The organism is Bradyrhizobium sp. MOS001, assembly GCF_004634465.1.
Taxonomy (GTDB): domain Bacteria; phylum Pseudomonadota; class Alphaproteobacteria; order Rhizobiales; family Xanthobacteraceae; genus Bradyrhizobium; species Bradyrhizobium barranii.
The window spans coordinates 1-14,835 of record NZ_SPVJ01000014.1 but is presented as its reverse complement, the minus strand read 5'-3'; the positions used below and the strand labels follow the sequence as shown (position 1 = coordinate 14,835).

Here is a 14,835-nt window from a genome sequence, read left to right as displayed (position 1 = left end):
ATCCACTTCGGCGAGAGTTGATGCCCAAACGTACAGACATCACCACCATCCTGATCATCGGCGCCGGCCCCATCGTGATCGGCCAGGCCTGCGAGTTCGACTATTCGGGCACGCAAGCGGTGAAGACGTTGAAGGAGGAGGGCTATCGCATCGTCCTCGTCAATTCCAACCCGGCCACCATCATGACCGACCCGGAATTGGCCGACGCCACCTACATCGAGCCGATCACGCCCGAGATCGTCGCCAAGATCATCGAGAAGGAACGTCACGTCATTCCCGGCGGCTTCGCGCTGCTGCCAACCATGGGCGGACAGACCGCGCTGAACTGCGCGCTGTCGCTGCGCCGGCAGGGCACGCTGGAAAAGTTCGACGTCGAGATGATCGGCGCGACCGCGGATGCGATCGACAAGGCGGAAGACCGTCAGCTATTCCGCGAGGCCATGACCAAGATTGGACTTGAGACGCCAAAGTCGCGGCTCGCCAACGCGTCCGAGTTGAAGAAGTCCTTCCGCGACAAGCACCGGGCCGAACGCGAGAAGCTGTCGGGTGCCGCCCTCGAGGAACACGAACGGCAATGGGTGCTCGGCGAAAGCGACCGCCGCAAGCGCTACCAGGAATACGCGCTCGGCCAGGCGCTGATGGCACTGTCCGAGATCGGCCTGCCCGCGATCATCCGTCCCTCCTTCACGATGGGCGGCACCGGCGGCGGCATCGCCTACAACAAGGAAGAATTCCTCGACATCATCGAGCGCGGCCTGGATGCGTCTCCGACCAACGAAGTGCTGATCGAAGAATCCGTGCTCGGCTGGAAAGAGTACGAGATGGAGGTCGTGCGCGACAAGAAAGACAATTGCATCATTGTCTGCTCGATCGAGAACCTCGATCCAATGGGCGTGCACACGGGCGACTCCATCACGGTCGCGCCGGCGCTGACGCTGACCGACAAGGAATACCAGATCATGCGCGACGCCTCGCTGGCGGTGCTGCGCGAGATCGGCGTCGAGACCGGCGGCTCCAACGTGCAGTTCGGCGTCAATCCCGAAGACGGCCGCATGGTCGTGATCGAGATGAATCCGCGCGTGTCGCGGTCGTCCGCACTGGCCTCGAAGGCCACCGGCTTTCCGATCGCAAAGGTCGCCGCCAAGCTCGCGGTCGGCTACACGCTGGACGAGATCGCCAACGACATCACCGGCGGAGCGACGCCGGCCTCGTTCGAGCCGACCATCGACTACGTCGTCACCAAGATTCCGCGCTTCGCCTTCGAGAAATTCCCGGGCGCGTCGACCACGCTGACCACGTCGATGAAGTCGGTCGGCGAAGTGATGGCGATCGGCCGTACCTTCCAGGAGAGCCTGCAGAAGGCGCTGCGCGGACTCGAGACCGGCCTGACCGGGCTCGACGAGATCGAGATCGAGGGGCTAGGCCAGCACGACGACAAGAACGCGATCCGCGCCGCGCTCGGCACGCCGACGCCGAACCGGCTGCTCCAGGTCGCCCAGGCCATGCGGCTCGGCTGGTCGAACGAGGACATCTTCAACTCCTGCAAGATCGATCCGTGGTTCCTCAGCGAGATGCGCGGCATCGTCGACATGGAGGAGAAGGTCCGGAAGAACGGCCTGCCGGGCAACGCCTTCGGCATGCGCACGCTCAAAGCCATGGGCTTCTCCGATGCGCGGCTCGCTGTGCTCGCCGAGACGACGGAAGCTGACGTGACGGCGAAGCGCCACGCGCTCGGTGTCCGCCCTGTCTATAAGCGCATCGACACCTGCGCGGCCGAGTTCGCGTCGCCGACCGCCTACATGTATTCGACCTATGAGGCGCTGTTTGCAGGCGCGCCCGCGGACGAGAGTTCGCCGTCGGACAAGAAGAAGGTCATCATCCTCGGCGGCGGGCCCAATCGGATCGGCCAGGGCATCGAGTTCGACTATTGCTGCTGTCACGCCTGCTTCGCACTGCATGACGCCGGCTACGAATCCATCATGGTCAACTGCAACCCCGAGACGGTGTCGACCGACTACGACACCGCCGACCGGCTCTATTTCGAGCCGCTCACCGCCGAGGACGTGCTGGAGATCATCGCGAAGGAGCGCACCAACGGCACGCTGCACGGCGTGATCGTGCAGTTCGGCGGCCAGACCCCGCTGAAGCTGGCGCGTGCGCTGGAAGCCGCCGAAGTGCCGATCCTCGGCACCTCGCCCGACGCCATCGACCTTGCCGAAGACCGCGACCGCTTCAAGCGCGTGCTCGACAAGCTCCGGCTGAAGCAGCCGAAGAACGGCATCGCCTATTCGGTCGAGCAGGCGCGCCTGGTCGCAACCGATCTCGGCCTGCCGCTGGTGGTGCGCCCGTCCTACGTGCTCGGCGGCCGCGCGATGCAGATCATCCGCGAGGAGAACCAGCTCAGCGACTATCTGCTCGGCACGCTGCCGGAGCTGGTGCCGGCGGACGTCAAGGCGCGCTACCCGAACGACAAGACCGGGCAGATCAACACCGTGCTCGGCAAGAACCCGCTGCTGTTCGACCGCTATCTGTCCGATGCCACCGAGATCGACGTCGACTGCCTTTGCGACGGCAAGGACACCTTCATCGTCGGCATCATGGAGCACATCGAGGAAGCCGGCATCCATTCCGGCGACAGCGCCTGCTCGCTGCCGCCGCACTCGCTCGATGCCAGGATGATCGAGGAGCTGGAGCGGCAGACGCGTGAGCTGGCGCTCGGCCTCGACGTCGTCGGCCTGATGAATGTGCAGTACGCGATCAAGGACGGCGAGATCTACGTGCTCGAAGTCAACCCGCGCGCCTCGCGCACGGTGCCCTTCGTCGCCAAGGTGGTCGGCACGCCGGTCGCCAAGATCGCAGCGCGCATCATGGCCGGCGAGAAGCTCGCCGACTTCAAGCTGAAGAAGGCGGACTTCAAGCATGTCGGCGTGAAGGAATCGGTGTTTCCGTTCGCCCGCTTCCCCGGCGTCGACACGGTGCTCGGCCCCGAGATGCGCTCGACCGGCGAGGTCATGGGCATCGACAGCTCCTTCGCGATAGCCTTTGCCAAGAGTCAGCTCGGCGGCGGCACGCGGGTGCCGCGCAAGGGCACGGTGTTCGTCTCGGTTCGCGAGAGCGACAAGACGCGCATCGCCGAGGCCGTTCGCGAATTGCATTCGCTCGGCTTCAAGGTGCTGGCGACATCGGGCACGGCGCGCTTCCTGACCGATCAGGGCATCCCGACCGAGAGGGTCAACAAGGTGCTTGAGGGACGGCCGCACATCGTCGATGCCATCACCAATGGCGACGTCCAGCTCGTCCTCAACACCACCGAGGGCCCGCAGGCGCTCGCCGACAGCCGCTCGCTGCGGCGCGCGGCCCTCTTGCATAAAGTGCCGTATTACACCACTCTTTCCGGGGCCGTGGCGGCCGCGCAGGGCATCCGCGCCTATCTGGGCGGGGACCTTGAGGTTCGTACCCTGCAGAGCTACTTTTCGGAAACCTGATCGCTAGCAACGGCGACGCTTCCGCTAAGTGACTGGCAATGAAGCCACAATGGCCGGAGGAACTGTCCGGCCGTTGTGGTTGTTCTGTTCCGGCGCCAGACCCACATAACCGTTCCGGTGGCCGTATATTCAGCCCCGGAAGTACTGACGAATCAAGGTTGCCGCGCCCTGTGTCTTGCCGGGGCGCGCGGCCGAAGGACGAGAGAAGAGATGGAAAAGGTTCCGATGACAGCGGGCGGCTTTGCCGCGCTCGGGGAAGAATTGAAGAAGCGCCAGTCCGAGGACCGTCCGCGCATCATCGAGCATATTGCGGAAGCGCGCTCGCACGGCGACCTGTCGGAGAACGCGGAATATCATGCCGCGAAGGAAGAGCAGTCCCACAATGAGGGCCGCATCGCCGAGCTCGAGGACAAGCTCGCGCGCGCCGACATCATCGATATTTCCAAGCTGTCGGGCGACACCATCAAGTTCGGCGCCACCGTGACGCTGGTCGACGAGGATACCGAGAAGAAGACGGTGTGGCAGATCGTCGGCGAGGTCGAGGCCGACGCCAAGAAGGGCCGCATCTCCATCACCTCGCCGCTCGCGCGCGCGCTGATCGGCAAGAAGAAGGGTTCGACGGTCGAGGTCAACGCCCCCGGCGGCGCCAAGGCGTATGAGATCACCAAGGTGGAGTGGCGGTAAGCATTTGCCGCAAGGCGCGATGATATTTCGAAAAGGCCGCGCCCTGCGCGGCCTTTTTGTTTCGGGGTATTGCGAGAGCCGTGTGCCTCTCCCCGCAAGAACCGGGAGAGGGAGAAGGCTTACCTTCTTCCCTTCACATCAAGCGGCACGGCCGCCTCGTATTTCGAATTATGCAGCACCAGCGACGTCCGCACGTTGCGCACATGGGGCGCGGCGGTGAGGTGCGTCACGAAATCCTGGAAGGTGGCCATGTCTGGCGCGACACATTTCAGGATGAAATCGACCTCGCCCGAGAGCATCCAGCATTCCCGCACCAGCGGCTCGGCGCGGACGAACTCCTCAAAGGCACGCAAATCCGCCTCGGCCTGGCTGGACAGGTGCACCGCGGCGAATACGGTGACGTCGAAGCCAAGCTTGCGGGCGTCGAGCAGGCCGCGATAGCCGTGGATATAGCCCTCCTCCTCCAGCGCCCGGACGCGGCGGAGGCAAGGTGGTGGCGAGATGCCGACGCGCTTGGCCAGCTCGACATTCGTGATTCGACCGTCGGCCTGGACCTCGGTGAGAATTTTCAGGTCGATCTCGTCTAGGTTCCGCGACACGTGATTGGAACTCCTGGCCTTTGCGGCTGTATTGGTGGATTTGACGCAATCCTCATAGCCAGTCCGCAGCAATTGCGCAATTTTATTGCGCGTGCAGCGCAATCGACTTTTGTTCCCTGTTGGAAAAATCCGCCGACAGGGAATGCAATTCTTGCATAGCTCACCAGAAGGCTTAGATTAGCTCTGATATTTCAGCGCTTCCGCGACGCCTCCCGGCACGTTCCGCACCCGCGCTGCAGATCCCCCGTGAAAGGCGTCCGTCAAAATGTCTGCCACTGTTCATGCAAAGGTCGTCATTATTGGCTCCGGCCCCGCCGGCTACACGGCGGCGATCTACGCCGCGCGCGCGATGCTCGAGCCGATCCTGATCCAGGGGATCCAGGCGGGCGGCCAGCTCACCATCACCACCGACGTCGAGAACTATCCGGGCTTCGCCGACGTGATCCAGGGCCCCTGGCTGATGGAGCAGATGGAGAAGCAGGCGGTCCATGTCGGCACCAAGATCGTCTCCGACCTGGTCACCAAGCTGGAGACGACGCAGCGGCCGTTCCGCCTCACCTGCGACAGCGGCGACGTCTATCTCGCCGACAGCGTCATCCTCGCCACCGGCGCCCAGGCGCGCTGGCTCGGGCTGCCGTCAGAAACGAAATTCCAGGGCGGCGGCGTCTCGGCCTGCGCCACCTGCGACGGCTTCTTCTACCGCAACAAGGAAGTCGTGGTGGTTGGCGGCGGCAATACCGCGGTCGAGGAAGCCCTGTACCTCACCAACCATGCCTCGCAGGTCACCATCGTGCATCGCCGCGATCACTTCCGCGCCGAACGCATCCTGCAGGAGCGTCTGTTCAAGCACCCGAAGATCAAGGTGGTCTGGGACTCGGCGGTCGACGAGATCTGCGGCACCGAGAACCCGAACAAGGTCACCCATGTGCGACTGAAGAACGTCAAGACCGGCGCACTCACGAACGTGAAGACCGACGGTGTCTTCATCGCCATCGGGCACGCGCCGGCGACCGAGCTCGTGAAGGACCAGGTCAAGCTGAAACGGTCGGGCTATGTCGAGGTTGCCCCGAACTCGACCGCCACCTCGGTGCCCGGCCTGTTCGCCGCCGGCGACGTCGCCGATGAGACCTATCGTCAGGCCGTGACGGCCGCCGGCCTCGGCTGCATGGCAGCTCTCGAAGCCGAACGTTTCCTGGCCCTGCGCGCCAGCGAGCGCGCTGCAGCGGAATAAAGATCATGCCTCGAACACGCGACGGATTTACGGATATGGATTGGGACAAGCTGAAGGTGTTTCACGCGGCGGCGGAAGCGGGCAGCTTCACGCATGCGGGCGAGCAGCTCGGCCTGTCGCAATCGGCGGTGTCCCGCCAAGTGTCGGCGCTGGAGCAGGAGCTCTCGGTCTCGCTGTTCCACCGCCACGCCCGCGGCCTGATCCTCACCGAGCAGGGCGACCTGCTCTTCCGCACCGCGCATGACGTGTTCATGCAGCTGCAGGCGGCGCGCGCCAAGCTGACCGACAGCCGCGAGCGGCCGAGCGGCGATCTCAAGATCACCACCACGCCCGGCGTCGGCATCAACTGGCTGATCCCGCGGCTCGGCGAGTTCACTGCGCTCTATCCGGAGATCCGGATCTCGCTGATCGTCACCGACGAGGAGCTCGACCTGTCGATGCGCGAGGCGGACGTCGCGATCCGCACCCGCAAGCCGACGCAGCCGGATCTCATCCAGCGCAAGCTGTTCGCGATGGGCTTCCACGCCTATTGCTCGCCGGATTACATCAAGCGCTTCGGCACGCCGCGCACGCTCGAGGAGCTCGACTCCCACCGCATCATCACGCTCTCCGACGGCAACTTCGCGCCGCATCTTCAGAACCGTAACTGGCTGGTCGAAGCCGGCCGCAACGGCTCTGGTCCGCGCGAGGCTTATTTCAGAGTGAACAACATCCTCGGCCTCGTCCGCGCCTGTCAGCAGGGCCTCGGCATCGCGGCGCTGCCGGACTATCTGATCGAGGAACAGAGCCGCCTGGTGCAGCTGTTCGGAGAATCGGATTCGATCCAGCTCGACACTTATTTCGTCTATCCCGAGGAGTTGAAGACGGTCGCGCGTGTGCAGGTGTTCCGCGACTTCGTGGTGAGCAAGGCGCAGCGCTGGCCTTCCTGATTTCCGCATGTCTGACATGCGACCTGAACGGTTGCTGCATGGCGCTTGGCAAGCCCATAATGTTTCCACGCTGAGCCTTCGCGTTGCGCATTTGTCCCCCTCCTCCAGTGGCGCGGGAGTTCAGTAATCCCTCTTGGAAGGTGATTGTGTCGGCCTCACGTGGCCAATACCTTAAGCCGGGCTCACTTGAGCCCGGCTTTTTTTCTGTCCCATCGGGTTTCACGTTCCGCGTGTATTGACAGTTCCACGTACACCCCGCATCATTTGCGAATGATCACGAAGTCGTGCGCAATCTCGTTCAAGGCAGTCGCCTCGAAAAAAGGCCCCCATCCGGGGACCTCGGATTTTTGCGCGCGCTAACACAGCTTCGTCATCGCAAGCAAATCCCGAAACCCCGCCGCCTGGACGGGGTTTTTTCATGTGCCCTCCGTCTCAGGTTTTTTTCCCGAGAAGGAGATGGAACATGACCGGTCTACAAGATCATTTGCACGGACTCTGGCTGCCGCTGGTGACGCCGTTTCGCGACGGCGCTCTCGACGAGAGGTCGCTGCGGCGGCTGACGCGACATTACAGCGGGCAGGCCGTCGACGGCTTCATCCTGGGGGCGACCTCAGGCGAAGGCATGACGCTGCGCGAGACCGAGCTCGAGCGCCTCGTCGCCATCGTGCGCGACGAGATGGCGGCGGGGCGCCGCACGCCGCCGATCTGCCTCGGACTGTCGGGCGCGGACACTTCGCGGCTGAAGGAACGCCTCGACGAGACCGCGGACTGGCCGATCGACGGTTATCTGATCGCGAGCCCCTATTATGTGCGGCCCTCGCAGCGCGGGCTCCTGGCTCATTTCGAAGCCCTTGCCGATCACGCGGCGTGGCCGATCGCGCTCTACAACATCCCCTATCGCACCTCGGTCAACATCACCAACCAGACGCTGCTGCGGCTTGCCGAGCATCGGAACATCGTCGGGCTGAAGGATTGCGGCGCGAACCGCGAGCAATCCATCGCGCTCCTGCGCGACAGGCCGAAGGGCTTTCGCGTGCTCACCGGCGAGGACGCGAACTACCTTGAGGCGCTCACCGACGGCGCCGACGGCGGCATCGTGCTGTCCGCCCATGTCGAGACCGCGACGTTTGCCGCCGTGTATGCCGAGGTGAAGCGAGGCAACCACGACGCGGCGCAGGCGCGCTGGCACGAGGTCGCCGAGCTGACGCGCTTGTTGTTCACCGAGCCGAGCCCGGCGCCGGCGAAGTACTGGCTGTGGCGGTGCGGCCTGATCGACAGCCCCGAAGTGCGCCTGCCGATGGTCGAAGTGAGCAGCGAGCTCGCAGCCCAGATCGACCGCGAGATCGAGCGACGGATGAAAGTCGCCGCGTAGCGCCTCCGCTTCCTCTCTTCACACGCACGCCGCCACCCCCTTCTCCCCGTGCGGGAGAGGGAAGGCAGCGTCGTGTCCGCTCGACACCATCTCAATCCGGAAAAGAGATCGACCTATGGACATTCGTCAATGGCGCGATGCGCTGAAGGCGGCATGGGAACGCGTTTCATATGCGAGCGAGTTATCCGACTGGCTGCGGCGCGATATCGGATTGACCGCGGATGAGGTGAAACCGCGCGCGGACTACATCGACGAGATCAGAAGGAAATACAGTGAGTGGGTTTAGCGGCGGCGCGAGCGGGGTGGGGTGATCTCTCCACTCGGGCACTATTCGATGCGGAGAGACTGTCACCCCACCCCGCTAGGCATTTCGCTTCGCGCAATGCCCAGCGACCCTCCCCCTCCAGGGGAGGGTAAGAACGTGCCCCGTGCTTAACCCCGCGCGAACGCGCGCACTGCGCCGGCATGGTTAATCCGTGGTAGCACCTGTGTTCGAATGCGCCCGAAATTGCGACCCGGATTCTTAAAACATCCCGGCTATCACTGGCGCCCATAAGCGAAGAAATCGCGGGGGCGTTTTGTGAATATCCAGAATGAAGTGGCGTCGCATTACGACGCCGGACAGCAGAGCTTTACCACCGAGGACATTCTCTGGGCCGCCGGCATCTGGTCGGTGATCCTGACGCTGTCGCCGGTCATCGTGTTCTACATGCTGATGGTGGCATAACGCGTCTCCACCGGGCCGAAACGCAAAACGCGCGGACTTCCGCGCGCTTTCCGTCCGGGGAATGATTTATGAAAATTATGCCGCCTGCTTGTGCATTGCGCCGGATGCCGACGCCGTGCCGCGAATAGCCTTCACTGAACGCTCGATCGCCGCCCACAGCCTTGCGATTTCCTGGGCCGCACGACTCTCGGCCTGATACTCGCGCGCGCCTTCGCCGTGGCTGAGCGCCATCAGCAAATCCGAACGGTTGGTGATCTGGCCGCCCCACACCGGCGCGCGGAATTTCGCCAGCGCCTCGCGGGCGATGGTAACGATCGGGCTTTCGGACTCGTCGCGGCGCGCCGGCGCACCGTTGAGCACGACCGCGTAGGGCTTGCGCGCCGCGCGGCACATCTGGATGGTTTCCTGCACCGCGTTGACGTCGAACACGCCGGGACGTGCCGGAATGACCACCATGGTCGCGTTCTTGATCGCGTCGTCGACGACGGCCGACAGATTCGGCGGCGTGTCGATCAACACCCATTCATAACCGTCGCGCTTGGCAGCGGAGACGATGCCGCTGACCGAGTTCACCGCAGCCTTGATCGGCGGCTCGTTGGTGCCGCGCAGCTTGTGCCACAGCGTGAGCGAGCCCTGCGGATCCGCGTCCACGAGCATCACCTGCTTGCTCGCCTTGATCTGCGCGGCGAGATGTGCGGCCAGGGTACTCTTGCCCGAGCCGCCTTTACGCGATGCAAAAACAATTACGTTCATACCTCTGGCCTCCAGATTGACCCCAGATCACGAAAATGAATCACCGCGCTGATTCGGGAAAGAAAAATTTACCGGCAGTTGCCTCAGAGCCACGAAATAACAAGACGTGTTGGCTTTTGAGTCACACTGCTTCGCGCGACCAGGATACCAATCGCAACGAAACGCCCTCCACGCCGGCAATCCCACGCTTTTTCGGCAGCAACGCGGGAAAAACGGAATGCAACCTCGCCGCGCAAACCCTCTCGCGACTCTTTTCCGTCGAACGCGCTGGTAATTGTCGCAGGCGTCCGCACGGCGAGGCGAACAAAAGGAGTCCGGAGGCTGGCGCGCAGCTGATGCCGGCAACACACATGCAGGGGACACCGACGCGAAGACGCTTCGCGCTGTTGCCCTGACGCGACGAGCTTCAAAGAAAGAACGCTAGCCCCGCGCTCAGCTTTCGCTGGATTTCTTCTTCTTGGCCGCCTTCTGCGAAGGCTTGGTGCTCTTCTTGGCCGTCGGCTTACCGGCGCGGGCCTCGCCGGGCTCGGGTCCCTGGCGGAAGAACACTTTGCACTGCGGCGAGAGCTGCGATTTCTTCTGGATCATGCAGGCGGTGATGGCATCAACGTTCGGAACGAACTCGCCGCACAGCCGCATCGCGTCCGGCGAGCAGGCCTGCTGCTCCTCCTGCGTGTAGGCGAAGCCGGCGCCGGGATGGACCAGGACGGCGAGCGCAATGCCCGAGATCGCAGCAGCCAAGGATTTTTTGAAACGGAGCGCCGGCATCGATCCCCCCACATGTCGAGTCAGAGCGAATAGTGGGTGAACGGGCGTTCGTTGGCAACGAGGCCTGAAGCGAAAACGGCCACCTGTGCGCTCCGGGCAACAGGCCGGTCGGCCCGGCGCGGTCCCATCCCGGGCACGATGTCGCGCTATCAGGCTAAGCCCTTGGCAGGGCTGGCGAGATCGGGTCCGCGCGCGGCTTCAGCTTCGGTCCAACAAAAAAACGCGAAAACAACCCCATGCACAGTAGCCAGGCCACGGCGGCCAGTTACGGATTTTACGAAATCGATTTGACTCGTCGGGCAAAACAGCGGCATGATGGCATGATCGAGGACGTGGGGTGGTCGTGTGATGTCCCCGTGAGATGAGGGGCGCATGGCCACAGTATTGATCGTCGCGCCGGTGTTCGCCCTGATCGCGGCCGGCTATGCGTCGGTGCTGTTTCGCTTCGTCTCCGAGACCGCGCACAAGGGCATCTCCGAATTCGCCTTCAGCATCGCGATCCCGGCGCTGCTGTTCCGCACCATCGTCGTGTCCGAATTCCCCGATGTCAGCCCCTACCGGATGTGGGGCGCCTATTACGGCGCGCTCGCCATCACCTGGATCGCGGCGCTGGCGCTCTCGGCATGCTTGCGCGAACGGCGCGAGGACCGCGAGGACGGCGTCGTGTTCGCGATCGGCTCGGTCTACGGCAACATCGTGATGCTCGGCATTCCGCTGGTGCTCTCGGCGCTGGGCAACGAGGCCGCGGGGCCGATGTCGCTGATCCTGTCGGTGAACACGCCGTTGCTCTGGCTCTGCGGCATCCTGCAGATGGAGCTTGTCAGCCGCAAGCGGACAGGTTCGGTCCTGTCGGTCATCCGCCCCGTGCTCGCGGATCTCGCGCGCAATCCGCTGATGCTGGCGATCGGCTTTGGCGTGGTCTGGCGCTTTACGGGACTCGGCCTCAACCCCGTCGTCGACCGGACGATCGAGCTGCTTGCACAGGCCGGATCGCCGGCAGCGCTGATCGCGCTCGGCATCAACCTGTTTCGATTTGAGGTCAAAGGCGAGATGCTGAGCGTCGCCGCGATGAGCGCGCTCAAGCTGCTGGCGATGCCGGCGGTGGCGTTCGTGCTGGCAAAACTGCTCGGTTTGCCTCCGGTCGCAGCCGGCGTGATCGTGCTGTTCGCGGCGATGCCGACCGGCGCCAACGCGTACATCTTCGCGGCCCAGTATCAGCGGCTGGTGAACCCGGTGTCGGGGGCGGTGGCGCTGGGGACGCTGCTGGCTGCGGTGACGTTGCCGGTGGTGGTGGTGATCGTGGCGGGGGCGAGGTAGCCGCACGAGCAGTCACGCGGTCATTCCGGTAGATCCGCGCGAGGAGCTGACCTCCGCAAGCGCAGGATCAAACGTATCGCCAGCCAGAGCATCAGAACGACGAGCACGAAGGCGGCAACCGGCGCAGCCAGGGCAAGAAGCGATACGAGGAGTGCACCGCCCAGTTCGGCGGTCGCAACCGTTGAGTTGCCGAGGCCAGCCGTCAGGACCGTCGATTTGGCCCGCACGGCCGCGGTGACGCCATGCACGATGCCGGCCGCGCCGCCGCCCGCGACGATGGCGGCCGTCCATTTCATCATCGGTGGAAGATCTGCCATGGTCGCCGCTGACAGGATGGCTCCGGCGATCACGGCGACAGGCGCGGCGATGACATCGAGCAAATTGTCCACGCCGGGAATGAAATACGCACCAACCTCCAGGAGCGCGGCCACGCCAAGCATGAGCATTGCAGCAGGTGTTCCAAGCCATGCGAAACCGTCGCCCAAAGGAAGCGAACCCGAGTAAGCGGCCACGCTGGCAACCAGCATCGGCAGGAACACCCGGAAGCCCGTCGCGGCCGCAAGACCGACACCGAGCGCAATCGACAACGCGAGATCGGAGTTCGACATGAGATCTCCAACGATTGTTGCGCTCGAATTTCCTCGGAAAGGCCAGACGTGATGCGGCCGAGGTCATTGGGATGCGTACGGCCATCGACGCAGATCGCAATGCGCAATCAGGCTACATCGCCGAGGATGAGCAAACCAAGCCAGAAATGTTGACGCAGCCGATCACTCTGCGCATTTCTTCCGCTTCGAGATCAAAGGCGAGGAGCATCGCAGTGATGGGCGCGCTCAAGCTTCTGGCGACGCCGGCGGCCGCGTTCGTGCTGGCCAAGCTGCTCGGTCTGCCTCCGGTCGCAGCCGGCGTGATCGTGCTGTTCGCAGCGATGCCGACCGGCGCCAACGCGTACATCTTCGCGGCCCAGTATCAGCGGCTGGTGAACCCGGTGTCGGGCGCGGTGGCGCTGGGGACGCTGCTGGCGGCGGTGACGTTGCCGGTGATGGTGGTGGTTTTAATTTTGCCTTTGCACGCAAAGGTAGCTATCCTGCGATGATACCCATAGCAGGAGGCGGATATGGGACATCGCGAGGAAATGCTCGACGTGATCAAGCGCGCTTACGCCGCGCGCGGTGATGGTGACGCGGCAGGCCTGGTGGCCGCTTTTCATCCCGAGGGCCTGTTCAACCTGGTGGGCGACAAAAGCGCACTGCACCTGACAGGAAGTGTGCAGGGGCACGAACCACTGCGTGGCGCCTTCGGTCAATTCATTGACCATTTCGACTTCGAAAAGCGCGAGATCCTGAGCGAATTGGTTGAAGGGAATTGTGCTGCAATACGGTCCCGCCTTGTCATCCGATACCGTCCAAGCGGGAAAGTCTTCAGCACGGAAGTCCTGGACCTCTTCAAATTTCAGGATGGCAAAATCATTGAGCTGATTGAATTCGCGGACACTGCGCAAATCAAGGCCATCGTCTCCTGACGCGCGATGAGACGGGATTGGATCGCGCGTTGAGGAGGGCGTGAGGCCTTCGTGCTCGCAAAGCGCCTGAACTTGCCCCTGCTTGCGGCTGGCGTCGTCGTGCTGTTCGCGGCGCTGCCGACCGGCGCGAACGCGTATATCTTTGCGGTTCAGTATCGGCGGCTGGTGAACCCGGTGTCGGGCACGGTGACGCTGGCGACATTGCTGGCCGCGGTGACGTTGCCGGTGGTTGGTGGTGATCGTTGCGGGGTAAGGATAGCTGAGCGATGAAAGAACTCAGGTCAATCAGTTGCGTAACGCGCAAACAAGCCGAAAGCGCTAGAGAGACGACGCCTTGGAGTCTAACAAATGAAATCCTTTATCGACTCTGTCGCGAACATCCGTATCACACGGACGAGCAAGTAATCTTGGCAAAGCTAAACATCATCGGTCGCGTCTATGCAGCAGCAATAGAGCGGCGCAAGGTCGTCTCGCCCGGTGAGACAAACGACAAATTTTACCTTGAGCGAGTGGCACCCGCGATAATGAAGTCTGGGCTGGACAAGTGGATAAGCCAAGCCAAGTCAGTGGCCCCCTATGGCTCATCTGCGCTTCCAGTGATGCTGGAGATTCATAAGCGCACAACAGACTTATTCGGCCAAATTACCGAACTCAACAAGCGATCTCTCGCCTCAAAATATCTCCACTTCCACGTACCAACTCTTTTCTTCATCTATGATTCTCGTGCGAACCGGGGCATCCGATCACTTTCCTTTCCCGAAAGCGCAGACGAGAAAACACAATACGACTGCGATCCAACTTATAGGGTATTTGTCCTGAAATGCGTCACGCTGAGGTCGTATTGCGAATCTCGCTTTGGGATTAGAATGTCGCCACGAGACCTCGACAATCTGCTCTTAGCAATCAGTCCATAGGGTCGTCCGTTATGGAAGCCCAAGGCGCCAATCCATTAACGTTGCTGACATTCAGCGTCTTTCATTGCGGATCGAGTGCTCGCACTGCTTTGGCATTATGGAGATGCAGTAGGTAGATGCCGTCCGCTATTTCGGCGCAGATGCACTGCCGTTATCCAATCGGACATTTATCAAACTCGCTTCGCTATAATTTCCGAAGCGATCTTGTCCCCGGGTGGCAAAATGAGCGCCGCGCTGCCATCGCTGTCCAATTCGATCTGACGCTCTTCGTGCATCTCGCGAAGAAGCTTCCTAAAGTAGGTATTATTCTTGTAGCCAGTCCAATTCTTCAGTTCTGCGGTCGCGATTTTGCCAGGCGATGTGCAGAGCAACAACAAAATTTGCTCTCGCAAACCCATCTTGGGATCGAGCACGCGCCGCATACCGTCGCCGATCTGCGGATTCCGATGATCTCGCCCGGGTGTACCGATTTGATCTCGCCCAGGATTCCGAGATGATCTCGCCCACCCTTCCGATTTGATGTCGCCCGGGGCG

The 14,835-nt window shown here is 62.6% G+C and carries 17 protein-coding genes; 12 read left to right on the top strand and 5 right to left on the bottom strand.

What is annotated here, in order from left to right:
* Positions 1 to 20: 20 nt before the first annotated feature.
* The gene (gene carB / locus CT676_RS19175; RefSeq protein ID WP_038942752.1) at positions 21 to 3,485 is read left to right on the top strand and encodes a carbamoyl-phosphate synthase large subunit; all 3,465 of its coding nucleotides are present in this window, start codon (positions 21 to 23) and stop codon (positions 3,483 to 3,485) included.
* Between the two features lie 210 nt (positions 3,486 to 3,695).
* Positions 3,696 to 4,169, top strand: coding sequence for a transcription elongation factor GreA (gene greA / locus CT676_RS19170; protein WP_007596674.1), 474 nt, complete (start codon positions 3,696 to 3,698; stop codon positions 4,167 to 4,169).
* 119 nt (positions 4,170 to 4,288) lie between these two features.
* Here greA and CT676_RS19165 read toward each other — a convergent pair whose 3' ends face one another.
* Positions 4,289 to 4,768 carry an Lrp/AsnC family transcriptional regulator gene (locus CT676_RS19165; RefSeq protein WP_028150670.1) on the bottom strand — a complete coding sequence of 160 codons (480 nt, stop codon included), beginning with the start codon at positions 4,766 to 4,768 and terminating at the stop codon, positions 4,289 to 4,291.
* A 265-nt stretch (positions 4,769 to 5,033) separates the two neighbouring features.
* Between CT676_RS19165 and trxB the strand changes: the two genes are divergently transcribed.
* The 5 genes from trxB to CT676_RS19145 all read left to right on the top strand — a co-directional run bounded on the left by trxB (position 5,034) and on the right by CT676_RS19145 (position 9,027).
* On the top strand, positions 5,034 to 5,999 hold the full coding sequence (gene trxB, locus CT676_RS19160) for a thioredoxin-disulfide reductase (protein ID WP_028150669.1): 966 nt from the start codon (positions 5,034 to 5,036) through the stop codon (positions 5,997 to 5,999).
* 5 nt (positions 6,000 to 6,004) lie between these two features.
* Positions 6,005 to 6,928, top strand: a complete 924-nt coding sequence (locus tag CT676_RS19155; RefSeq protein ID WP_027534296.1) for a LysR family transcriptional regulator — start codon at positions 6,005 to 6,007, stop codon at positions 6,926 to 6,928.
* Positions 6,929 to 7,391: 463 nt separating this feature from the next.
* Positions 7,392 to 8,300: a 4-hydroxy-tetrahydrodipicolinate synthase gene (locus tag CT676_RS19150; protein ID WP_085400417.1), complete on the top strand. Its 909-nt coding sequence runs from the start codon at positions 7,392 to 7,394 to the stop codon at positions 8,298 to 8,300.
* Between the two features lie 115 nt (positions 8,301 to 8,415).
* Complete coding sequence (locus CT676_RS44105; RefSeq protein WP_167768094.1) at positions 8,416 to 8,586, top strand: hypothetical protein; 171 nt, start codon at positions 8,416 to 8,418, stop codon at positions 8,584 to 8,586.
* A 294-nt stretch (positions 8,587 to 8,880) separates the two neighbouring features.
* Complete coding sequence (locus tag CT676_RS19145) at positions 8,881 to 9,027, top strand: hypothetical protein (protein WP_014492080.1); 147 nt, start codon at positions 8,881 to 8,883, stop codon at positions 9,025 to 9,027.
* Between the two features lie 75 nt (positions 9,028 to 9,102).
* On the opposite strand, the gene CT676_RS19140 is transcribed toward CT676_RS19145, so the two are convergent.
* Both CT676_RS19140 and CT676_RS19135 read right to left on the bottom strand, forming a co-directional pair.
* The gene (locus CT676_RS19140; protein WP_028150667.1) at positions 9,103 to 9,780 is read right to left on the bottom strand and encodes a ParA family protein; all 678 of its coding nucleotides are present in this window, start codon (positions 9,778 to 9,780) and stop codon (positions 9,103 to 9,105) included.
* Between the two features lie 432 nt (positions 9,781 to 10,212).
* Entirely contained in the window at positions 10,213 to 10,548 is a 336-nt protein-coding gene (locus tag CT676_RS19135) for a hypothetical protein (protein WP_085400415.1), read from the bottom strand.
* A gap of 372 nt (positions 10,549 to 10,920) precedes the next feature.
* On the opposite strand from CT676_RS19135, the gene CT676_RS19130 reads away from it, so the two are divergent.
* On the top strand, positions 10,921 to 11,865 hold the full coding sequence (locus tag CT676_RS19130; RefSeq protein WP_038932208.1) for an AEC family transporter: 945 nt from the start codon (positions 10,921 to 10,923) through the stop codon (positions 11,863 to 11,865).
* Between the two features lie 20 nt (positions 11,866 to 11,885).
* Here the strand turns inward: CT676_RS19130 and CT676_RS19125 are convergent, their stop codons facing one another.
* The gene (locus tag CT676_RS19125) at positions 11,886 to 12,452 is read right to left on the bottom strand and encodes a DUF4126 domain-containing protein (protein ID WP_244623203.1); all 567 of its coding nucleotides are present in this window, start codon (positions 12,450 to 12,452) and stop codon (positions 11,886 to 11,888) included.
* 92 nt (positions 12,453 to 12,544) lie between these two features.
* Between CT676_RS19125 and CT676_RS19120 the strand changes: the two genes are divergently transcribed.
* The 4 genes from CT676_RS19120 to CT676_RS19105 are packed head-to-tail and all read left to right on the top strand — an operon-like array spanning position 12,545 to position 14,301.
* A complete protein-coding gene (locus tag CT676_RS19120) occupies positions 12,545 to 12,961 on the top strand; it encodes an AEC family transporter (RefSeq protein WP_244623201.1) in 417 nt (138 codons plus the stop codon).
* A gap of 21 nt (positions 12,962 to 12,982) precedes the next feature.
* Entirely contained in the window at positions 12,983 to 13,387 is a 405-nt protein-coding gene (locus CT676_RS19115) for a nuclear transport factor 2 family protein (RefSeq protein ID WP_085400409.1), read from the top strand.
* A 51-nt stretch (positions 13,388 to 13,438) separates the two neighbouring features.
* Positions 13,439 to 13,657, top strand: coding sequence for a hypothetical protein (locus CT676_RS19110; protein ID WP_085400407.1), 219 nt, complete (start codon positions 13,439 to 13,441; stop codon positions 13,655 to 13,657).
* Positions 13,654 to 14,301, top strand: a complete 648-nt coding sequence (locus CT676_RS19105; protein ID WP_135215184.1) for a hypothetical protein — start codon at positions 13,654 to 13,656, stop codon at positions 14,299 to 14,301. Before CT676_RS19110 ends, CT676_RS19105 begins: the two co-directional genes overlap by 4 nt.
* Positions 14,302 to 14,471: 170 nt before the next feature.
* On the opposite strand, the gene CT676_RS44855 is transcribed toward CT676_RS19105, so the two are convergent.
* Positions 14,472 to 14,835: hypothetical protein (locus CT676_RS44855; RefSeq protein WP_205124605.1), on the bottom strand; the 364-nt coding region annotated here is incomplete at its 5' end.